The following is a 19,817-nucleotide window of genomic DNA, read 5'->3' as shown; positions in this document are numbered from 1 at the left end:
ACGAGGGAGGGGAGTAGCCGCTTATAAAAAAACCGCCTGACGGCGGTTTTTCTGGCGAGGGCTGAAAACCATTAGGCTTCCATGGTCGCCCTGACTTTCTTCATTGCGTTTTTTTCCAACTGACGAATACGCTCAGCGGAAACACCGTATTTATCAGCCATTTCATGTAGCGTTGGCTTTTTTTCACTTAACCAACGGGCCTGTAAAATATCACGACTACGTTCATCCAATTGTTCCAAAGCTACTTGCAAGTGCTGGTTGCTATTGCTTTCCCAGTCAGCATCTTCCAACAAAACCGCGGGATTGGCGGTGTTATCTTCCAGATAATGTGCTGGGGCAACAACACCATCATCTTCATCATCGGCACCGGCATCAAAACCGAGGTCAGAGGCAGTTAAGCGACTTTCCATACGGCGGACTTCTTTAACATCAACGCCAAGATCATCAGCTACTGCATTGGCTTCAGCATTATTTAACCAGGCCAGCTTTTTCTTGGCGCCGCGAAGGTTAAAAAATAATTTACGCTGGGCTTTGGTGGTAGCCACTTTAACAATGCGCCAGTTACGCAAAATAAACTCGTGCATTTCAGCTTTAACCCAATGCACAGCAAAAGAGACCAGGCGAACACCCTTCTCGGGGTTAAAACGCTTAACCGCCTTCATTAAGCCAACATTGCCTTCCTGGATTAAATCCGCCAGTGGCAGGCCGTAGCCTTTGTAAGATTTGGCGATATGCACAACAAAGCGCAGGTGAGACATAACCAGCTCACGGGCAGCTTCTAAATTTTCGTGGTAATACAGCTCTTCACCTAACTCGCGCTCACGCTCGACGGTCAGGATCGGGAAGTTATTCACAGTCTGCATATACGCCGTGAGGTTACTCCCGGGTACTAAGTTGACAGTCTGCAGTGCGGTACTCATAACGCTATCTCCAATTAATCGGCGGCAATTTTAGCACTCATTCCGTTAGAGTGCTAATCACTTAAAAGTTCACCTATAGACGCTTTTAATAGCGTTTGAATAGCCCAATATGGTGCTTATTTGAGCTATATCAAGGGGGCGCCTAGCGAGGTTCTATTGAGCCCAGATGGCGACTGACTGCTAGCCAGGCTCCCGCCAGACCCAGCAAACCGGAGGCCAGCCATAGCAGCAGGGTTTGGCCAAAGCCCAAGCCCTGGAGGACAAATTGGCTTTGATAGAGGCCTGAAAGTTCGGCGACAGGGCCGCTGAGCCAGAACAGGCTAATGGAAACCAACAGCCAGGACATCATACCACCGCCCAAACCATACCAAAGGCCGGTATACAGGAAGGGCCGGCGCACAAAGGCGTTGGTAGCGCCCACCAGTTTTACAATCACAATCTCATCCCGGCGGCTTTCAATCGCCAGCCTGATGGTATTGCCAATCACCAGTAACACCCCCAAGGCCAGCAATGCCGCCAGCGCCAGCGTCATACGCTTGCCCAGCTCCATCATGCTATAGAGACGCTGAACCCACTCTAAATCGATAATAGCCTGCTCAATTTGGGGTAATGCCTTTAATTCTTTATAAAGCGCCTCAGTTGCCGCCGCTGAAATCTCTTGTTCAACCGGCCTAACGACAATAACGGCGGGCAATGGGTTTTTGTCCAGATGCTCTAACACATCACCATAGCCGGATAATGCCTGGAACTCTTCCAGCGCCTGAGTGCGGGAAATGTAGTCAACTTCGGCAATATCCTGCCTAAGTCGCAGCTTTCTAGCCAATTTCCGGCTATCTTTTTCAGATACAACTTTATTGACGAATAGGGATATTTGCGCCGCACCATCCCAACCTCGGCTGACAGACTCAGCATTTTCCAAGGCGACAAATAAACCAGAGGGCAAAGCCAGGGCAATACCAATCACCAGCCAAGTCATAATGCTAGGAATCAAAGTGTCAATCAGGCGCATGAAACTATCGCGGGCTACCAACTTATGGTGGGCCAGATAGCTATTCATTTTATCGCCGATACTTGTGCGACTTTGGCTAGCGCCTTTGCTATCTCGGCGAACGGTGCTCTTGTTCGACATATTCAAGCAACACTCCCAGGGGTAGTGACTATCTCACCCTGGCGCAGGGTCATCATGCGATAAGGCAAACGGGCAATCAGGCTTAAATCGTGGCTGGCAATTAAGACGGTGACACCCACCTGATTGAACTGTTCAAACAGATGCATAATTTCAGCGGACAGTTCCGGGTCAAGGTTACCAGTGGGCTCATCCGCCAGTAGGATTTTGGGTTTGTTAACCACCGCCCGGGCAATACCCACACGCTGTTGCTCACCACCCGACAAGGTGACGGGCATTTGTTTTTCTTTACTTAGCAGACCCACTTTATCCAAGGCGGCGCGCACTCGGCGCCCTACTTCCCTTGGTTGGTAACCGGCAATGACTAACGGTAGCGCAATATTATCGAAGACGGTGCGATCAAATAATAGTTGATGGTTTTGGAACACCACACCAATATCACGTCGCAGTGCGGGAATTTTTCGGGCAGGCAAGCCGCGAAGATTTTGCCCATCAACTAACACTTGCCCTTGGGTAGGTCGCTCCATCACCATCATCAATTTAAGCAAGGTACTTTTACCCGCGCCACTATGGCCCGTTAAAAAAACCATTTCATTAGGCTCAATGGTAAAGCTCACCGATTTGAGCGCTTCATGGCCGCCGGGGTAACGCTTGCTGACTTGGTCGAACTGTATCATTCAGGCTTCGCAACAATTAATGAATGGATTAAATATTTTTATTCTTCTACATCGAATAAGGCTTCAACAAATTCTTCCGCGATAAAGGGTCGAAGGTCATCAACCTGTTCACCAACACCAATAAAACGTATCGGCAGACCCAGCTGTTTACTAATGGCAAAAATAATTCCGCCTTTGGCAGTACCATCCAGCTTGGTCAAGGTTAAACCGGTAACACCAACTACTTGCTGGAAACTTTTTGCCTGTGACAGGGCATTTTGTCCTGTACCGGCATCTAATACCAGCATCACTTCATGGGGAGCGGTATCATCAAGCTTGCCCATAACTCTAACAACCTTCTTTAATTCTTCCATTAAGTTGTCTTTATTGTGCAGGCGGCCGGCGGTATCGGCAATCAGTACATCCACATTGCGCGATTGCGCTGCCTGTACTGCATCAAAAATTACTGAGGCACTATCGGCACCGGTATGCTGGGCTACAACGGGGACATCGTTACGTTCACCCCAAACCTGTAATTGTTCAACAGCGGCTGCACGGAAGGTATCGCCAGCCGCTAACATAACGCTTTTGCCTTCGGCCTGGAAACGTTTGGTTAATTTACCAATGGTGGTGGTTTTACCAACACCATTTACACCAACCATTAAAATTACATAAGGTTTTTTGCTGGTATCGATAACCAGTGATTTTACCGAGGGTTTTAGCAGCGCCGCCAATTCTTTTTGCAATGACTGGTAAAGTGCATCGGAATCAAATAACTCTTTACGGGAAACTTGTCTGGCAAGGTTATCCATAATGGACTGGGTGGCTTCAATGCCAACATCAGCTACCAGTAATTGAGTCTCAAGATCTTCCAGCAGCTCATCATCAATTTCTTTTTTACCCAGAAAGATGGCACCCATGCCACTGGAAAAACTGCTGCTGGTTCGCTTAAGGCCTTTTTTAAGGCGAGAGAAAAAGCCGGACTGGGTTTCCTCGGCTGGTGCTTCTAGCTCAGCCTCTTGTCTGGTTTCACCAACAACGGGGAGCTCTTCGCTCTCGCGTTTGTTATCAGCATCGGCTTCAGGCCTGGATTTAAAACGATCAAAAAACTTCATGGATTTTATAATTACTCATCACTCTTCTAACAGGGGTGCTATCCTACCATTCTTGAGGCTTGAAACGGAGCCTCAATTACTGAATCACCACCACCAAAAACACAAGCAAGCAATGAGCAGAGCAAAGACCAGGCGATCGTGCAATTCACCCTCTAATCAACTGCGGATTATTGGGGGCCAATGGCGTGGCCGAAAACTTAGCTTCCCCTCCATTGACGGGCTGCGCCCAACCACGGATCGAGTCCGCGAAACAGTCTTTAACTGGCTAGCGGTAGATATTCATGATGCCCAATGTCTCGACCTTTTTGCTGGCAGCGGTGCACTGGGGCTTGAAGCGCTATCACGGGGGGCCAGCCTGGTTGACCTGATTGATAATGCCCGGTCGGCAACTAATCTATTGCGGGAAAACCTGCAATTGCTCAAGGCCAGCAATGGACAGGTAACGCAGGCTAGCGCCGCTGACTGGTTGCGACAAAACACCGACAAGACCTATGACATTATCTTTCTGGATCCTCCTTTCCATCAGGATTTGGCCCAAATCTGCATTCAGCTGATCGATCAACAGGCCATGCTTAAGCCCGGCGGCTGGCTTTATCTGGAAATGGGCAAGGAAGAGGCCCTGCCTGAGCTACCCCCCCAATGGCAGCTGCATCGGGAGAAAACCGCCGGCCAGGTCTGCTACCGCTTATATAAATTACCCAGACAGGTATAATCGCACCACATTAAGCGATTATTGAGATAGCCACATGACAACCGTGATTTATCCCGGCACCTTTAACCCCATTACCAACGGCCATATCGATTTGGTAGAAAGAGCCGCCAAGCTGTTTGATAAGGTGGTACTTGGGATTGCCTATAGCGAGAAAAAACAGCCGATGTTTGCGCTGGGCCAGCGCATCGAGCTATGCGAACAAGCGCTCTCGCACTTAGATAATATTGAAGTCTGTGGCTTTAGTGATCTGCTGGTCAATTTCGCCGCCAGCAAGGGCAGTACTACTGTTCTGCGTGGCGTGCGCTCCATGAAGGACTTTGAGTATGAAATGCAGATGGCTGATATGAATCGTGCTATGCAGGCTGGCTTTGAGACCATTTTCCTCACACCTTCCCCCGGTTTAGCCTGTATCTCCTCCTCGCTGGTGCGTGAAATAGCCTCTATGGACGGCGATGTCTCAGAGTTTGTCCCTGCGGTGGTCAACGCTGCATTCAACGACCGCTTTAACGCCTAAGACTCTGTTATGGCTCTGCTGATTACCGACGAGTGTATTAATTGCGATGTCTGCGAGCCGGTGTGCCCCAACGAAGCCATCTACCAGGGGGATGAGATCTATGAGATTGAGCCCGCACGTTGTACCGAATGCGTTGGTCACTTTGATGAGCCCCAATGTGTGACAGTCTGTCCGGTGGACTGCATTCCCCTGGATCCGGACAACTCGGAAACACAGGATGAGCTGCAGGCTAAATATGAAGACTTGATTGCAACGGGCTAGACTGCAGGATAAAACGACAGACAATAAAAAACGACCTACTGGTTACCCAATAGGCCGTTTTTTTTGAACTGAAATTAGTCTTCGTAAGCAACGACGTCTTTCTTGTAACCCGAACGGGTACAGCCCAGACAGCGTACAAAAGTTGATTTGGCGGGGCCAACGACCAGTGTTTCTCCAGCTTCAATGGCATTACCGCCAGCCAATGAGAACGGCAGGCTAACAACATAAAAGGCGGTACCAACAACCGTGGCAACTAGTAATAATGGTCTGGCAATCACTAAATCTCCAGCCATGGCCAGTGCTGACGGCTCTTCTTCTACCGCCTGGGTATAACCCAGCTGGGGGAATAACAATACCATTGCCATGCTAAGCACTAAGCCAGCGCGAGTCAGTTTGTCAGCCACTTTTTGCATCATTTTCCACATGCTCTTTCTCTCCGTAAATCTCTCTAAAGCCTTCTTGATATAACCAAAACTCTATTGGGGATAATCAGTTACACCCATATTGCAAGTAATCATAGACTTAAATCCCAGTTTCGTCCCGAACAGCAACGAAAAAACTCCCTAATCTGTGAATTTGCACACGGCCAGGCTTTAGCGCTGGCAGCGACGACAATAAACCGTACTGCGCTGGCCAAGGCGAATTTCGGTTAACTCCCCCTTACAAACCAGGCAGAGCTCCTCACCTCGGCCATAAACTTTAAGCTGCTGCTTAAAATAACCCGGCTTGCCATCACCTCCAACAAAGTCCCGCAGGGTGGTGCCGCCCTGCTCTATAGCTTTGGCTAAAACTATCTTAATTTCATCGGCCAGGAGCAAATAGCGCTGTTTGGATATTTTGCCCGCCGCACGGTCTGGCCTGATACCGGCGGCAAATAAGGCCTCGTTGGCATAAATATTCCCTACGCCGACCACATTTTTATTATCCATAATAAAGGTCTTAACCGCTGATTTGCGCCCGCGAGATAACTGAAACAAACGTTCGCCGTCAAATTGGTCCGATAGCGGCTCAGGGCCCAGGGATGCTAGCAATTTATGGGTGTCTTCTTTAACCCCCTGCCATAGCAGGCAGCCAAAACGGCGCGGGTCGGTAAAGCGCAAAGCCTGGCCACTATCCAGCATCATATCGACATGATCATGAGCCATAGGAGGCTCATCGGCTTCGATAATTCGTAAACTGCCTGACATACCCAGATGGAGAATAGCGCTACCGTTGGATAATTTAAGCAGGATATATTTTGCCCGCCGCTCAACGGATTGAATAACTTTACCTTTCATCAGGCGGGGCAAGTTATCCGGTACCGGCCAGCGTAGGCTGGGCTGGCGCACTACCAGCTTCTTGATAGTGCGCCCTTGAAGATGAGGCTCTATACCTCGTCGAGTGGTTTCTACTTCGGGTAATTCAGGCATGGACCTAACCGTCATTCCCGCGAACGCGGGAGTCTAGTGTCTCTGGGATCCCGCCTTCGCGGGAATGACAATACTATGGGCACAAAAAAGCCCGAACTAAGTCGGGCTATTTTAGAACCTGCCATCAATTACTTGATTTTAGATTCTTTATATTCAACGTGCTTACGCACAACAGGATCGTATTTTTTAAATACCATCTTGTCAGGGGTGTTGCGTTTGTTTTTGTCTGTGGTGTAGAAGTGACCTGTACCAGCAGTAGAAACCAATTTGATCTTATCGCGTGCGCTTTTAGCCATGATCTACTCCTTATACCTTCTCGCCACGAGAACGACAGTCAGCTAAAACGACGTCGATACCCTTTTTATCAATGATACGCATACCTTTTGCAGATACACGAAGAGAAACAAAGCGATTTTCACTTTCTACCCAAAAACGATGACGATGTAAGTTGGGCAAAAAACGACGACGCGTGCGGTTTTTTGCGTGGGAAACATTGTTTCCTGTTACTGGGCGTTTGCCGGTAACCTGACATACTCTGGACATGATTCGTCCCTTCCAAGACTAATTAATAAAAAACTGTTTGTGGGGTGTAAAGCATGGCGCCCAACTTATCCGAGAGCACCTCCCCCAACGGAGCGCGACTTTATACCAGAACACCTATGTGATCGCAACTTAAACTTGGAAAAAGCGCAAAAAATTGGCTCAAATAAGCCCTCTTTCCGCAAAAGAGACTACTTCACCATCGCCAACCACAAAATGATCCAGCACCCTGATATCAACCAACTTTAGGGCATCGACCAGGATACGAGTAATACGCATATCTGCCTGGCTGGGTTCAGCCACACCACTGGGGTGATTGTGGGCCAATATGACCGCAGCGGCATGGTGGTGCAAACAGCGTCTCACCACCTCTCGTGGATAAACACTGGCGCCGTCAATCGTGCCATAAAATAAGGTTTCAAAAACGATAACCCGGTGCTGGCTGTCCATAAACAGACAACAGAACTGCTCCTGGGGCTTGCCCTTCAAACAACTCTCCAAGTACTGGCGGGTCAAGCGCGGGTTGGTCAGCCCATCGCCCCTGACCAGCTGCTCATACATATGCCGCCGGGACATTTCCAGCACTGCCTGCAACTGGGTGTATTTGGCTTCACCCAAACCGCAGCCCTCACAGAAGCGGGCTAAATCTGCATCCAGCAGTTCCCTAAGGCTGCCATATTGCTTGATTAGCAGGCGTGCTAAATCTACTGCGGTGAGTCCCGGTGTTCCCGTACGCAGGAAAATAGCCAGTAACTCAGCATCGGATAAGGCCGCGGGGCCTTGCTTAATCAGTTTTTCACGAGGTCGTTCGGCGCTGGGCCAATCAGTAATAGCCATAATATCGTCCTTGAAGTTGGGGGAAAGTGTTGTTCTCCCTATCCTAGAGAGAACACATATCTTACAATCTCTGTCCTGATTTGCCGAGAGTGCACCGACAAAAATATGCAACAACTTAACAACAAACAGATATTGCTGGGAGTCACCGGCGGTATTGCTGCCTATAAAGCTGCCGAGTTAATCCGTCGCCTGCAGGACTTTGGTGCTGAAGTGAGAGTCGTTATGACTAAAGGGGCACAGGAATTTATTACCCCGCTAACGCTACAGGCACTATCCGGCAACCCTGTTCACTATGATCTACTGGATACCGAAGCTGAAGCTGCTATGGGCCATATCGAGTTAGCCCGCTGGGCTGATTTGGTCGTAGTAGCTCCCGCCAGTGCAGATTTTATGGCCAGGCTGGCCTCCGGGCAGGCCGATGACCTGTTGACCACCCTCTGTTTGGCAACCGATGCCGGCATTGCCATTGCACCGGCTATGAATCAGGCTATGTGGCGTGACAGCTCGACCCAAGCCAACTTGCAAACACTGATTGACAGGCAGGTCGCTATTTTTGGTCCCGGCGATGGCTCACAAGCCTGCGGGGATATTGGCCCCGGACGTATGCTGGAAGCCGCCACACTGGCAGAAATGACCGCCGACCAGTTTCAATCCCGTGAGCTCGATGGGATAAATGTCGTGATTACAGCCGGCCCCACCCGGGAGGCTATCGACCCGGTACGCTACATCAGCAATCACAGCTCCGGCAAAATGGGCTTTGCATTAGCACAGGCTGCTATTGAAGCCGGAGCCTCCGTTACCCTGATCGCCGGCCCGGTATCCCTGGCTACCCCCGACAGAGCTCAGCGTATTGATGTAGAAAGTGCAGAACAAATGCATCGGGCAACACTGGATAGCCTGGCCAAGTGCGATATATTTATCGGTGCCGCCGCTGTTGCCGACTACCGCCCAGCCACCAGCGTGAAGCAGAAAATTAAAAAGTCAGTCGATACCATGTCCATTGAACTGGTACGCAACCCCGATATTATCAGCGCCGTAGCCAGCCATAAGCAGCGGCCCTTTACCGTCGGCTTTGCCGCTGAAACACAGGATGTTGTTAGCTATGCCAAAGGCAAGCTTGTGAAGAAAAACCTGGATTTGATTATCGCCAATGATGTCTCGAATGCCGAGATTGGCTTTAACAGCGACAACAATGCCGTTACGGTCATTTGGAACAAGGGAGAAAAGGCCTTGCCCACGGCGTCCAAACAACAATTAAGTCGTTGTTTACTCAAGGAAATATCACAGTCTTACAAAGAGAACCAAGCCACTTAACAAAACCGGGGCATTGCCGGGTAATTTCCCAGCAAATTATCCAAAAAACACTAAACTAAGTGAATCGTTTCCACCGACAACACTACAACTCATTGAGCAACCACGGACGCAATGGCAAAGACTAGAAAGAGTAGCAAAAAATCGGCAGAACATACTAACCGCAAGCCGCAGAATAAATTACTAAGCACCCTGATTAGCAGTGCAACTCTCAGCGTTATTGTGATTGCTGCGGCCTTTAGCTATGTAGCGTTGATCGAGCGGCCGATGATTAGCCAGGCCAGCATAGAATCACAATCCCAAAGCCTAGTGGATAGCCAGGTCTCATTATTAGACCAGGCCCTCAACCAACTCAGGTTGCGCTTATCCAGTATTGCCCTTTCCGAGCAACTGCATGCCGCCCTGGATTCAAGGGATGACGTCAGCATTGCCCGTTACCGTCAAGAATTAAGCCGCGCTTTTCCTGAAGCAACCAGCGTTAAACTGATCGAACTTGGCCCGCTGGGCATTGCATCACTGAATAAGGAAAGCCGGGAGCTGCGCAATAATATTGAGCTGGATTTATTGCGCCATGTCAGCAACGGTAACAATGTTGAGCCAGAAGCTTACCAGTATGAAGGCAAGTGGTTATTTTCTTTGGCAGAGCCGGTTAAATCTAACAGTAAAAACTATGCCAGTGCCGCGCTTTTAGTCACCCTGAGTGATCAATATTTACGAGATTTGCTGGGGCAACTCGATAATAGCCTGGGGCAAACCCAACTAATCCAGCAGTTTAAAAATAAGCAGCACCTGATAGCCTCCGTTGGCATGGCTGGCGAAAGCAATTATCAAGTAACCGCTGATGCTTTGGTCTCACAATGGCAATTGACCTTTTCACCCTCGCCGGAGCTGGTAGCTAAAAGTGGCCATAGCGCTAATTCCCTGTGGCTCATTATGGGGATTGCATTAATCGTTACTTTGATAGCCGCCGGTAATTTACTGATCACCCTGCAAAAAACACTGGCCGAAAATTTAGCGGCATTGCTCAAGGCCAAAACCAAAAACAAATCTGACTTTACACTGCCGGGCTTTAGTAACGCAGCAGAGCAGCTCACTGAAAAGCTGGCCAGTGTCCCAGCAACCGTTCCAGCATCACCGAAAGCTGCCGCGACTGCGGCACCGGTTGCCGAGGAAGAACCCCTGCTGGAGCTCGATGAAATAGAAGACAGTAACGACCCCGTCATCCCTGAGACCCTGCCGGAAGATATTTTCCGAGCCTACGATATCAGGGGACTGGCGGATACCGAGTTGACCGATGAGGTGGTTTACGCCATCGGCCTGGCTATAGGCAGTGAAGCACTGGACCGGGGTCAACAAAAGGTTATCGTCGCGGCGGATGGTCGCCATAGTTCACCAACCATCCGCGATGCCCTGGTTAAAGGCCTGACGGACAGTGGCCGCGATGTGATTGATATCGGCACCCAACCAACCCCGCTGATGTATTTTGCGACTCACCAGCTGGGTACTCAAAGTGGCGTTATGATTACCGGCAGCCACAACCCGCCGGAGTACAACGGTATTAAGATTGTAATTGATGGTAAAGCCCTGTCTGGAGCAGCGATTAGCGCATTAAAAGACCGAGTCATTACCAAAAACCTGGTTACAGGCGCAGGCCAATATCAGGCGCAGGAGATCGAGCAGAGTTATATCGATTACATTATTAATGATATCGCCATCGCCCAGCCCCTGAAAATAGTCCTTGATGCCGGCAACGGCGTAGCCGGGGCAATTGCACCTCGCTTGTTTGAGGAGCTTGGTTGCGAGGTTATACCCCTATACTGTGAAGTTGATGGTAACTTCCCGAACCATCATCCAGACCCCTCTGTTGAAGCGAATCTGGCAGATTTGAAAAATGTGGTGCAAGAGCAACAGGCCGACCTGGGTATAGCCTTTGACGGCGATGGCGACCGACTAGGGGTGGTGACCGCGTCAGGTCAATCCGTACCAGCAGATCGTCTGTTAATGCTACTGGCGCAAGATGTGGTTTCACGTAACCCCGGTGCTGATGTGTTATTCGATGTGAAATGCACGCGCAACCTTAATACCCTGATTAGCAACTATGGCGGCCGCCCCATTATGTGGAAAACTGGCCACTCCTTTATGAAGGAAAAAATGGCAGAAACCGGCGCCCTGCTAGGCGGTGAGTTCAGTGGTCATATCTTCTTTAAAGAGCGCTGGTTTGGTTTTGATGACGGCATGTATGCCGCCGCACGCTTAATTGAAATCCTAAGTACCACAGACCCTGACCTCGACTTACAACTGCAAGCCTTCCCTGAAAGCTTTGGTTCACCGGAATTGAAAGTTACCACCACCGAGTCGCAAAAATTTGCGATTATTGAGCAACTGGTTAACAGCGCTCAATTCGATGAGGGTAAAATCTCAACCCTCGATGGCCTGCGGGTAGATTTTCCCGATGGCTGGGGGCTGGTCAGGGCGTCCAATACCACACCCATGCTGATTCTTCGCTTCGAAGCGGATACGGAACAAGCCATGGCCAGGATACAATCACAGTTTAAAGATCAGCTACATGGCATTGATAACAGCCTGCAGTTTGGTTTCTAATAACACTTTTACCTACTTTTAAGGAACACCTATGTCCCTAAGCCGCGATGCCGCCGGTAATGTCGCTAACGTATTGACTGAGGCGCTGCCCTACATACAACGTTTCACCAATAAAACCATTGTGGTGAAATTTGGTGGCAACGCCATGACTGACGACCACCTAAAAGAGCAGTTTGCACGGGATATTGTGCTAATGAAACTGGTGGGCATGAACCCTATCGTGGTTCATGGTGGCGGCCCGCAAATTGGCCGTTTACTGGAACAGCTCAATATTGAGTCACGCTTTGTCGACGGCATGCGTGTTACGGATAGCCAAACCATGGACGTTGTTGAAATGGTATTGGGGGGCAGCGTTAACAAAGAAATTGTTAACTTGCTCAACCATAATGGCGGAAAAGCTGTGGGTATTACCGGTAAAGACGGTGATTTAATTCACGCTAAAAAAATGAGTGTTACCCAACAAACACCTGAAATGACCGCCCCGGAAATTATTGATATTGGCCATGTAGGTGAGGTTGAGTCTATTGATACCAGCGTGCTGGATATGTTGATTAATAGTAATTTTATCCCGGTTATTGCGCCGATTGGTGTAGGCAGGGATGGCAGCTCTTACAACATTAATGCAGACCTGGTAGCCGGTAAAATTGCCGAGGTTTTACAGGCAGAAAAGTTGATGCTGCTAACCAATGTTGCCGGCCTGCTGGATAAACAAGGGGCAGTATTAACTGGAATGAGCACCCAACAGGTAGATGATTTAATTGCCGATGGCACTATTTATGGTGGCATGCTACCAAAAATACGCTGCGCCCAGGACGCAGTCAAAGCCGGTGTAACCAGCTCCCATATTATTGATGGTCGCGTTCCCCATGCGGTTTTATTGGAAATATTTACCGATGAAGGTGTCGGCACATTGATCACTAATCGCAGCCTATAGGCTCACACAGCGCAAAATAACACACATAAAAAACGCAAAAAATATTCCACCGGTGAATTTTTTTGCGTTTTTTTTTGAAAAAAAATCTTCAGAAAGTTCACTTCTTTTGTTGATTCTTATTGCAGCTTTAGCTGGTAATCGATAGGATTGACCATCATTACAAAAACAACCACTGGTAGTTTAGTGGTACTGTCATTGACCTGTAATTGATACTCGTCGTTGAAAGTACCTAAACGAAAAGTGTTACTTGTATCTGTAACTGATGTTACACATAGTAGTTATCATCCTGTTTACAGTTACAGTTAGCACGACTAACTTCCAAGCTTAAGATTATCATGACTAAAAAAGTGTCCCGCCGAGAACAAATTCTCCAAGCACTGGCCCATATGTTGGAGGTCAGTCCCGGCGAACGTATAACTACCGCTCGCCTGGCTAAAGAAGTTGGCGTTTCTGAAGCGGCACTTTACCGACACTTCCCCAGCAAATCCAAAATGTTTGAAGGCCTTATCGAATTTATTGAAGACACCATATTCACCCGTGTGAGTATGATCCTCAAAGAAGAAGATCGAGCCATAGCCCGCTGTGAAAAAATCCTTGGCCTGCTACTCGCTTTTACTGAGCGCAATCCTGGTATTACTCGTATTCTCACCGGCGATGCATTAGCCGGGGAAACCGACCGACTAAGAGCCAGGGTGGTACAGTTTTTTGATCGTTATGAAACCCAGCTAAAGCAAGCCCTGCGGGAAGCGGAAATTCAGGAAGGTATTCGCCCGACGATGCCAGTGGCCATTGCCGCCAATTTACTAATGGCTACCGTAGAAGGACGTATTTGCCAGTTTGTTCGCAGTGAATTTAAGCGCAAGCCTACAGAGAATTGGCAAGACCAATGGCCAGTGATTATGGATGGGTTTTTCAAACAAACGGCGGGCAACGCCACCGCACCTTTAGCCCAGGCTAGCTACCAGAACGGTTAAACTTCTTTTCAACATATACCCCCGCCTCTGTCATTCCCGCGTAGGCGGGAATGACAACAAACAGAAATCAGTAATAATCAGGCCGATTAGACTTTACGGGCTGGGAATGCTGGCGTCGCATTTCAACGCGATTCAATAAGGTTTTAAAGCGATCCATATCGCGCTGATAGGCAGCTTTAACCGCCTCTATCTCAACATTGCGAACCACTATAGATTGCTCGGTATCTTCGATTTCCAACCTTAAGGTATTGATATTCTTACTTAAGTTCTCGGGGACTGTAGCGCCACGACGCTCAATATCGGCTGCCCTTTGCTGCTCACGCTCTATTTGGGATTTAATCGAGACCAGGTTGCTTTTAAGAATGCTGATGCGAATTTTCAAATCGCGCATGGCGCGCTGCTGCGCCGCTTCAATATCATCGAGGCCACTGTAGCGAAGCATCAGCGACTTATCCCAGGCTTGCAAGCGCTTATCTTCTTCTTCCTTTAATCTGGCGCGGGATTCATCGGTATTGCGCAGCTTCAGCTCTTCTTCACTCAGCTGCCTGGGCACCCTGCGAATCAACGAGCCATCCGGGCTGATAATGTCATAGCCCCGGGCCACAAACTCCGGTGGCATATTATCATCTATCACCGGAACACCCTTATCATTGATATAGCGATATAACTGACCAGAAGCCGCCAGTGTTAAGCCGGAAGTTAGCAACAGGCTACAGAGCAAGAAGCCAACAACAGGTAGCCGATAACAGATTTTATGATTGAGTATTGAGTCCATTTTACGTTTAGTGGTCCCTATTTTTCTAAAAAACCTATGCAACAGATTATAGGAGATTTATACACCATATTGCCGGCGATAGGCTTCAATTTTAGCAACATTGTCCCCCTGATCAGGCTGATTACGTAAATAATCAATGATCTGGCCCAAATCGACGATATTGATAACCGGGATGGCAAAGTCTTTTTCGACCTCCTGGATAGCCGAGAGTTCGCCCTTGCCACGCTCCTGGCGGTTCAGGCCAATCACTACACCGGCAGGCTCTGCGCCATTATCGGTAATCATCGTCATCACTTCACGCACCGCAGTACCCGCGGTAATCACATCATCAATAATCAGGATTTTGCCCTGCAAAGGGTCACCGACAATAGTCCCTCCCTCACCGTGCGTTTTGGCTTCTTTGCGGTTATAGGCAAAGGGTACATCGCGGTCAAAATGGTCGGCCAATGCCGTAGCTGTAGCTGCGGCCAACGGTATGCCTTTATAGGCAGGTCCAAATAACACATCAAATTCGACACCAGACTCAATAATCGCATTGGCATAACAGCGCGCCAGCAGCGCCAGAGCAGCACCGTTAGAAAATAGCCCGGCATTAAAAAAGTAGGGGCTAACGCGGCCAGATTTCAAGGTGAACTCACCAAATTTTAACGCATTTTTGGCAATCGCCAGTTCAATAAATTGTTGCTGATAAGAATGCATGTAGTGTCTCAATAGGTTAATCAATCGGTATTTAGGTTGCTGGTCACGCTTAAAAAAGAAAAATTTGCTGGCTTTACTAGCAAGGAGTTTCTAAACTTATACCTTAGCGGCCATGCTGTTACAAAAATGATAGCAAAACAGCGACTTGGCATCGATACCCCCCTACAGCTGGTCAGTTAGCGGATAACTCCAACTCTGTGCTCTAAAAAACCAGAGAACCGTTCCGGCTTTCACCAGAGATTGCTGGCTATCATTTTTTCCAGGCTCGGTATCATACGCTGTCCATTGTAATGAGGCGACCATGAGAATCATTAGTTTTTGCGCAGACGGCATTCGAGAAGCAGCCAAAGAGGGCTTCTACGAATGGGTGTTGGATCAGGATGCAGATTTTATTTGCATTCAAAACCTGAAGGCACAGGAATATGACCTGCAAGCTGACACCTTCTGGCCACAAGGCTACAACCCCTATTTCTTTGATGCTGTAGAGAAAGACTCTAACGGCGTTGCTATTTATTGTAAGGAAATGCCCAAAGCGATTATGACTGGGCTAGGCTTTGCCGACTACGATATGGAGGGGCGTTATATCCAGGCCGACTTCCAGGATATCAGCATAGGTTGCCTGCTGGCACCCAGTGCCTATAAGGCTGACGATGCCGCTAAGGCGCATAAAAAACAATTTTTTGAGCTATTCCAAAACCATTTAAGCAAAGTGCGCAACAAGCGTCGTGAGTTTGTTATTTGCGGTAACTGGAATATGACGCACACCCAGGCCGACCTGCAAGACAGCCAGGCTAACCGGGATATGTCCGGGGCCTTGCCAGAAGAACAGCAATGGATGGACCAGCTATTGGGTGAATTGGGTTACGCGGATGCTTTCCGTGAGATCAATACTGACAGCGACGAATTTACCTGGTGGCCGAATGGCGATCGCAGCAAAGATGGCTGGCGGGTTGATCACCAGATTGTATCCGAGGGTTTTAGGGCGGTGATTGAGTACGGCGCTATCTACAAAAACCAGACCTTCTCAAGCCATGCGCCGTTGATTATGGATTACGACTACGAAATGCAGTCGTAATGTCATTCCCGCGAAGGCGGGAATCCAGCCTGCATGCTTATGCTGTCCGGGATACATATGGCCTCATTGCACCAAAGGGCGCAATAGCAGTGCAAAGTAGTATTAATCAATGGGGAGACTTGTTTTTGGTGGCTACTCTGCAGGCTTGGGGGGTGTTAAATGGCCCCGCTGAGGAGTCGGGGCCAGTGCCGTGACAGTTTTGAGACAGCGAAGCGCTTTAAGGCTCAAAACTGGCTAAGGGTAGCCCGGAGGGCCACAGGACCATTCCGCAACCCCCACCCAATACCTTGGCGCCCCTAACCAAAAAAACCACCAGCACCAAACCCAAAAGATATTTACCCCAGGCAGCAATGCGCGAAGGCGGGAATGACAGTGGCTAAACAGCCAGCGCAGCCTTCTGCAAATCAATTAACTCGTAAATCCCTTTCTCAGCCAAAGCCAGCATGCTATCCAGCTCCGCACGGGTATAAGGCTCGCCTTCAGCAGTGCCCTGTACCTCAATAAATCCACCCTTTTCAGTCATAATGACATTCATATCAGTTTCCGCATTGGAGTCTTCAGGGTAATCCAAATCCAGCACCGCCTCCCCTTCATACACACCTACAGAGACCGCAGCCGTCATTTGTTTTAAAGGATTACCTTCAATCATTCCCTCTGCATTCATATAGCGAATAGCATCCACCAAAGCCACACAAGCACCGGTAATAGAGGCCGTGCGAGTACCGCCATCCGCCTGGATAACATCGCAATCAATGGTAATAGAGTTTTCACCCAGGGCCGTTAAATCAACAGCGGCTCGAAGTGAGCGGCCAATCAAACGCTGAATCTCTACAGTGCGCCCACCCTGTTTGCCCCTTGCGGCTTCACGACCCATACGACTGCCGGTGGAGCGAGGTAACATGCCATACTCCGCTGTTATCCAACCCTGGCCCTGCCCCCTGAGGAATCTCGGCACCCCCGCATCAACCGAAGCTGTACAAATAACCTTGGTATTACCAAAAGTCACCAACACCGAACCTTCTGCGTGACAGGTAAAATTACGGGTGATTGTCACTTCGCGAAGCTGATCGTTACTACGGCCACTGGGTCTGTTCATAGGGGGTCCTGAAATACTCACTAAAAAGTTAAACACAAAAGAGCCGGCATTATACACATGAACGCTATGACGCGGAGCGCCAATCAAGCTAGAATAACTCCCCTTATTTCTCAGCAGGTAAGCATCACTATGATTCGCAGCATGACCGCCTTTGCCCGCCAGGCTTCGCAACACGACTGGGGCTCACTGATATGGGAAATTCGCTCAGTTAACCACCGCTATTTAGAGCCCAGCTTCAAACTCCCGGAGTCCATGCGCCGACTGGAAAACGACCTGCGGGAAAGGCTGCGCAAAACCCTGAGCCGCGGCAAGGTTGAATGCAGCTTGCGGGTACAATTTCAAGCTGGGGGCGGCTCCAGCCAACTGTCGATCAATACTGAGCTTCTAACACAATTGATTAGCGCCGGCGAAAGCGTGCAGCAGCAACTCAATGAACCTTCAGCACTCAACCCCCTGCAATTGCTGCAGTGGCCCGGCATTATGTCCGAGCCCGAGACCGACAGCGATTTAATGTGCGAGCAAGCGCTGGCCTTATTCCAGGTTACCCTGGAGCAACTGGTTGAAAGCCGCGAGAGAGAGGGTGCGGCCTTAAAACTGTTTATCGAACAGCGTCTGGATACCATTGGTGATATTACCGCCGCCGTTAAACAGCAACTGCCGAAAATCCTTCAAGCCCAGCGCCAGAAACTGCAAGAACGATTGCAAGAGCTAAAGACTGAGCTCAATGAAGACCGCCTGGAACAGGAAATGGTTATTCTAGCCCAGAAAGCCGACGTCGATGAGGAACTGGACCGGCTGGATGCTCACCTTATAGAAGTAAGAAGAGTATTGAACAAAGGCGGTGCCTGCGGCCGACGCCTGGACTTCCTGATGCAGGAATTAAACCGGGAAGCGAATACGCTATCATCAAAATCCATTGTCACCGATACCACACAAGCGGCGGTTGAGCTAAAAGTACTGATTGAGCAAATGCGCGAACAGATACAAAATATAGAATAACCACAATAATCACTGCAGCCGATTCGCCCCGAGGAAAGTCCTGAATGTCAGTCTCTGAACAAACCACCAGAGCAAAGCTCTACACCATCTCTGCACCATCCGGCGCCGGCAAAACCAGCCTGGTCAGTGCCTTGATCGATTCCACCCAACAGGTCAGGGTCTCAGTATCGCACACCACCCGCGCCATGCGCCCCGGTGAGCAAGATGGTGTTAACTACCACTTTGTTAGCCATGATGCCTTTAAGTCCATGCTGACAGAGCAAGCCTTTTTGGAACATGCCGAGGTTTTTGGCAACTACTACGGCACCTCAAGAGAGTGGGTAGAGCAAACACTCAATGCAGGGGATGACGTCATTCTGGAAATTGACTGGCAAGGCGCCCAGCAGATCAAAAAGCTGATGCCGGAAACGCTGGCTATCTTTATTATGCCTCCCTCCCAAGCGACGCTGCGGGAACGTCTAACCAATCGTGGCCAGGACGACAAAGCGGTGATTGATAAGCGCATGGCCGAAGCCGTTAGCGAGATGTCCCACTATGAACAGGGGGATTTCCTGGTGATTAATGACGACTTTAATACCGCACTGGCAGACTTACAGGCGATACTGCGTAGCTCCCGATTAGCCTTAGAGCCCCAGAAACAGCGACATCAGGACCTTTTAAAGGATTTATTAAGCTAACCGCCGTCATTCCCGCGAAGGCGGGAATCCAGACTGCATGCTTATGCTGTTATTTCCGCTAAAGCGGAAATCTACAGCACTGGATTCCCGCCTTCGCGGGAATGACGTAAATATAGCCGGTAGATTGTTTTTGATACACTATCTTTGCTACAATGCGCGGCCATTTTGATCGACCCTGCATTCAAGCCAGATCCGTCGAAATACCCAAAAACTGAAACGAGAAACACCATGGCCCGTATTACTGTTGAAGATTGTCTGGATAAAGTTGATAACCGCTTTGAATTAGTGATGGTTGCAAGCAAGCGCGCCCGCGCACTGGCTACCGGTGGCAAAGAGCCTCTGGTTGCCGAAGAGTCTGACAAACCAACGGTTATCGCCCTGCGCGAAATTGCTGATGAAATGATCTCCCCCGCTGAAATCATGAATCCGAAGGAAGAAGAGCCTGAAGAAATCATGTTAGATATGGACATGGAGATCAATCCTGAAACACCGCCATCGTTCTAATAGAACGACTGAGCATTAAAAAATCCAAAAAGGCCGGGTGATTAAATCAACCCGGCCTTTTTCATGCCTGCCATTTTGCGCA

The 19,817-nt window shown here is 49.2% G+C and carries 23 protein-coding genes; 11 read left to right on the top strand and 12 right to left on the bottom strand.

The genetic code is table 11. From position 1 onward, the window contains the following. Window positions 1-71: 71 nt before the first annotated feature. The 4 genes from rpoH to ftsY form a co-directional block, all read right to left on the bottom strand. Window positions 72-920 (bottom strand): RNA polymerase sigma factor RpoH, encoded by an 849-nt coding sequence (gene rpoH, locus P8H32_RS06000; protein WP_297291637.1) that lies wholly within the window; start codon window positions 918-920, stop codon window positions 72-74. 142 nt (window positions 921-1,062) lie between these two features. Further along, entirely contained in the window at window positions 1,063-2,049 is a 987-nt protein-coding gene (ftsX, locus tag P8H32_RS05995) for a permease-like cell division protein FtsX (protein WP_301088739.1), read from the bottom strand. 2 nt (window positions 2,050-2,051) lie between these two features. Beyond that, window positions 2,052-2,723, bottom strand: a complete 672-nt coding sequence (gene ftsE / locus P8H32_RS05990) for a cell division ATP-binding protein FtsE (RefSeq protein WP_301088738.1) — start codon at window positions 2,721-2,723, stop codon at window positions 2,052-2,054. A gap of 38 nt (window positions 2,724-2,761) precedes the next feature. Further along, window positions 2,762-3,817, bottom strand: coding sequence for a signal recognition particle-docking protein FtsY (ftsY, locus tag P8H32_RS05985; protein WP_301088736.1), 1,056 nt, complete (start codon window positions 3,815-3,817; stop codon window positions 2,762-2,764). Window positions 3,818-3,929: 112 nt separating this feature from the next. Here ftsY and rsmD point away from each other — a divergent pair, with 112 nt between their 5' ends. Genes rsmD through P8H32_RS05970 form a run of 3 tightly spaced genes read left to right on the top strand, consistent with a single transcriptional unit; the run spans window position 3,930 to window position 5,304 of the window. Next, window positions 3,930-4,529, top strand: a complete 600-nt coding sequence (gene rsmD, locus P8H32_RS05980; protein WP_301088735.1) for a 16S rRNA (guanine(966)-N(2))-methyltransferase RsmD — start codon at window positions 3,930-3,932, stop codon at window positions 4,527-4,529. 34 nt (window positions 4,530-4,563) lie between these two features. After that, complete coding sequence (gene coaD / locus P8H32_RS05975; protein ID WP_297291632.1) at window positions 4,564-5,043, top strand: pantetheine-phosphate adenylyltransferase; 480 nt, start codon at window positions 4,564-4,566, stop codon at window positions 5,041-5,043. A gap of 9 nt (window positions 5,044-5,052) precedes the next feature. Further along, window positions 5,053-5,304: a YfhL family 4Fe-4S dicluster ferredoxin gene (locus P8H32_RS05970; protein WP_297291631.1), complete on the top strand. Its 252-nt coding sequence runs from the start codon at window positions 5,053-5,055 to the stop codon at window positions 5,302-5,304. Window positions 5,305-5,378: 74 nt separating this feature from the next. Here P8H32_RS05970 and P8H32_RS05965 read toward each other — a convergent pair whose 3' ends face one another. The 5 genes from P8H32_RS05965 to radC form a co-directional block, all read right to left on the bottom strand. Continuing rightward, on the bottom strand, window positions 5,379-5,729 hold the full coding sequence (locus P8H32_RS05965; protein WP_297291618.1) for a hypothetical protein: 351 nt from the start codon (window positions 5,727-5,729) through the stop codon (window positions 5,379-5,381). Window positions 5,730-5,897: 168 nt separating this feature from the next. Further along, on the bottom strand, window positions 5,898-6,713 hold the full coding sequence (gene mutM, locus P8H32_RS05960) for a bifunctional DNA-formamidopyrimidine glycosylase/DNA-(apurinic or apyrimidinic site) lyase (RefSeq protein ID WP_297291619.1): 816 nt from the start codon (window positions 6,711-6,713) through the stop codon (window positions 5,898-5,900). Between the two features lie 128 nt (window positions 6,714-6,841). Beyond that, the gene (gene rpmG, locus P8H32_RS05955; protein ID WP_085758309.1) at window positions 6,842-7,009 is read right to left on the bottom strand and encodes a 50S ribosomal protein L33; all 168 of its coding nucleotides are present in this window, start codon (window positions 7,007-7,009) and stop codon (window positions 6,842-6,844) included. 10 nt (window positions 7,010-7,019) lie between these two features. Further along, window positions 7,020-7,256, bottom strand: a complete 237-nt coding sequence (gene rpmB, locus P8H32_RS05950; protein ID WP_297291620.1) for a 50S ribosomal protein L28 — start codon at window positions 7,254-7,256, stop codon at window positions 7,020-7,022. Between the two features lie 159 nt (window positions 7,257-7,415). After that, entirely contained in the window at window positions 7,416-8,090 is a 675-nt protein-coding gene (radC, locus tag P8H32_RS05945; RefSeq protein ID WP_297291621.1) for a DNA repair protein RadC, read from the bottom strand. 105 nt (window positions 8,091-8,195) lie between these two features. Between radC and coaBC the strand changes: the two genes are divergently transcribed. The 4 genes from coaBC to slmA all read left to right on the top strand — a co-directional run bounded on the left by coaBC (window position 8,196) and on the right by slmA (window position 13,910). After that, on the top strand, window positions 8,196-9,404 hold the full coding sequence (coaBC, locus tag P8H32_RS05940; protein WP_301088731.1) for a bifunctional phosphopantothenoylcysteine decarboxylase/phosphopantothenate--cysteine ligase CoaBC: 1,209 nt from the start codon (window positions 8,196-8,198) through the stop codon (window positions 9,402-9,404). Window positions 9,405-9,515: 111 nt separating this feature from the next. Beyond that, window positions 9,516-12,002 (top strand): phosphomannomutase/phosphoglucomutase, encoded by a 2,487-nt coding sequence (locus P8H32_RS05935; RefSeq protein ID WP_297291623.1) that lies wholly within the window; start codon window positions 9,516-9,518, stop codon window positions 12,000-12,002. Between the two features lie 31 nt (window positions 12,003-12,033). After that, on the top strand, window positions 12,034-12,936 hold the full coding sequence (gene argB / locus P8H32_RS05930) for an acetylglutamate kinase (protein WP_297291624.1): 903 nt from the start codon (window positions 12,034-12,036) through the stop codon (window positions 12,934-12,936). A gap of 335 nt (window positions 12,937-13,271) precedes the next feature. Further along, entirely contained in the window at window positions 13,272-13,910 is a 639-nt protein-coding gene (gene slmA, locus P8H32_RS05925) for a nucleoid occlusion factor SlmA (RefSeq protein WP_301088729.1), read from the top strand. 67 nt (window positions 13,911-13,977) lie between these two features. On the opposite strand, the gene P8H32_RS05920 is transcribed toward slmA, so the two are convergent. Together P8H32_RS05920 and pyrE are read right to left on the bottom strand one after the other, a co-directional pair. Further along, window positions 13,978-14,685, bottom strand: coding sequence for a hypothetical protein (locus tag P8H32_RS05920; RefSeq protein ID WP_297291626.1), 708 nt, complete (start codon window positions 14,683-14,685; stop codon window positions 13,978-13,980). Between the two features lie 57 nt (window positions 14,686-14,742). Beyond that, window positions 14,743-15,384: an orotate phosphoribosyltransferase gene (gene pyrE / locus P8H32_RS05915; RefSeq protein WP_297291627.1), complete on the bottom strand. Its 642-nt coding sequence runs from the start codon at window positions 15,382-15,384 to the stop codon at window positions 14,743-14,745. Window positions 15,385-15,685: 301 nt separating this feature from the next. Between pyrE and P8H32_RS05910 the strand changes: the two genes are divergently transcribed. Then, entirely contained in the window at window positions 15,686-16,459 is a 774-nt protein-coding gene (locus P8H32_RS05910) for an exodeoxyribonuclease III (RefSeq protein ID WP_301088728.1), read from the top strand. Window positions 16,460-16,835: 376 nt separating this feature from the next. Here the strand turns inward: P8H32_RS05910 and rph are convergent, their stop codons facing one another. Next, window positions 16,836-17,555 (bottom strand): ribonuclease PH, encoded by a 720-nt coding sequence (gene rph / locus P8H32_RS05905; protein WP_297293056.1) that lies wholly within the window; start codon window positions 17,553-17,555, stop codon window positions 16,836-16,838. Window positions 17,556-17,684: 129 nt separating this feature from the next. On the opposite strand from rph, the gene P8H32_RS05900 reads away from it, so the two are divergent. The 3 genes from P8H32_RS05900 (at window position 17,685) to rpoZ (ending at window position 19,735) form a co-directional block, all read left to right on the top strand. After that, window positions 17,685-18,554 (top strand): YicC/YloC family endoribonuclease, encoded by an 870-nt coding sequence (locus tag P8H32_RS05900; RefSeq protein WP_301088726.1) that lies wholly within the window; start codon window positions 17,685-17,687, stop codon window positions 18,552-18,554. Window positions 18,555-18,598: 44 nt separating this feature from the next. Next, window positions 18,599-19,231: a guanylate kinase gene (gene gmk, locus P8H32_RS05895; protein ID WP_297293058.1), complete on the top strand. Its 633-nt coding sequence runs from the start codon at window positions 18,599-18,601 to the stop codon at window positions 19,229-19,231. Window positions 19,232-19,459: 228 nt separating this feature from the next. Further along, a complete protein-coding gene (rpoZ, locus tag P8H32_RS05890) occupies window positions 19,460-19,735 on the top strand; it encodes a DNA-directed RNA polymerase subunit omega (protein WP_297293059.1) in 276 nt (91 codons plus the stop codon). Window positions 19,736-19,817: the final 82 nt, after the last annotated feature.

It is taken from the genome of Oceanicoccus sp. (assembly GCF_029238675.1).
Taxonomy (GTDB): domain Bacteria; phylum Pseudomonadota; class Gammaproteobacteria; order Pseudomonadales; family Dasaniaceae; genus Oceanicoccus.
Note: the sequence above shows the minus strand (reverse complement) of the source record. Positions and strands in the feature narration are given on the sequence as shown.

Bases quoted from the DNA above. Each gene is read 5' to 3' on its own strand.
- radC (WP_297291621.1), bottom strand. From the start codon at position 8,090: ATGGCTATTACTGATTGGCCCAGCGCCGAACGACCTCGTGAAAAACTG.
- coaBC (WP_301088731.1), top strand. From the start codon at position 8,196: ATGCAACAACTTAACAACAAACAGATATTGCTGGGAGTCACCGGCGGT.
- argB (WP_297291624.1), top strand. From the start codon at position 12,034: ATGTCCCTAAGCCGCGATGCCGCCGGTAATGTCGCTAACGTATTGACT.
- mutM (WP_297291619.1), bottom strand. From the start codon at position 6,713: ATGCCTGAATTACCCGAAGTAGAAACCACTCGACGAGGTATAGAGCCT.
- gmk (WP_297293058.1), top strand. From the start codon at position 18,599: ATGTCAGTCTCTGAACAAACCACCAGAGCAAAGCTCTACACCATCTCT.
- rpoH (WP_297291637.1), bottom strand. From the start codon at position 920: ATGAGTACCGCACTGCAGACTGTCAACTTAGTACCCGGGAGTAACCTC.
- rsmD (WP_301088735.1), top strand. From the start codon at position 3,930: ATGAGCAGAGCAAAGACCAGGCGATCGTGCAATTCACCCTCTAATCAA.
- slmA (WP_301088729.1), top strand. From the start codon at position 13,272: ATGACTAAAAAAGTGTCCCGCCGAGAACAAATTCTCCAAGCACTGGCC.
- P8H32_RS05970 (WP_297291631.1), top strand. From the start codon at position 5,053: ATGGCTCTGCTGATTACCGACGAGTGTATTAATTGCGATGTCTGCGAG.
- rpmG (WP_085758309.1), bottom strand. From the start codon at position 7,009: ATGGCTAAAAGCGCACGCGATAAGATCAAATTGGTTTCTACTGCTGGT.
- coaD (WP_297291632.1), top strand. From the start codon at position 4,564: ATGACAACCGTGATTTATCCCGGCACCTTTAACCCCATTACCAACGGC.
- ftsX (WP_301088739.1), bottom strand. From the start codon at position 2,049: ATGTCGAACAAGAGCACCGTTCGCCGAGATAGCAAAGGCGCTAGCCAA.
- P8H32_RS05910 (WP_301088728.1), top strand. From the start codon at position 15,686: ATGAGAATCATTAGTTTTTGCGCAGACGGCATTCGAGAAGCAGCCAAA.
- P8H32_RS05920 (WP_297291626.1), bottom strand. From the start codon at position 14,685: ATGGACTCAATACTCAATCATAAAATCTGTTATCGGCTACCTGTTGTT.
- ftsE (WP_301088738.1), bottom strand. From the start codon at position 2,723: ATGATACAGTTCGACCAAGTCAGCAAGCGTTACCCCGGCGGCCATGAA.
- rpoZ (WP_297293059.1), top strand. From the start codon at position 19,460: ATGGCCCGTATTACTGTTGAAGATTGTCTGGATAAAGTTGATAACCGC.
- pyrE (WP_297291627.1), bottom strand. From the start codon at position 15,384: ATGCATTCTTATCAGCAACAATTTATTGAACTGGCGATTGCCAAAAAT.
- rph (WP_297293056.1), bottom strand. From the start codon at position 17,555: ATGAACAGACCCAGTGGCCGTAGTAACGATCAGCTTCGCGAAGTGACA.
- rpmB (WP_297291620.1), bottom strand. From the start codon at position 7,256: ATGTCCAGAGTATGTCAGGTTACCGGCAAACGCCCAGTAACAGGAAAC.
- ftsY (WP_301088736.1), bottom strand. From the start codon at position 3,817: ATGAAGTTTTTTGATCGTTTTAAATCCAGGCCTGAAGCCGATGCTGAT.
- P8H32_RS05965 (WP_297291618.1), bottom strand. From the start codon at position 5,729: ATGTGGAAAATGATGCAAAAAGTGGCTGACAAACTGACTCGCGCTGGC.
- P8H32_RS05900 (WP_301088726.1), top strand. From the start codon at position 17,685: ATGATTCGCAGCATGACCGCCTTTGCCCGCCAGGCTTCGCAACACGAC.
- P8H32_RS05935 (WP_297291623.1), top strand. From the start codon at position 9,516: ATGGCAAAGACTAGAAAGAGTAGCAAAAAATCGGCAGAACATACTAAC.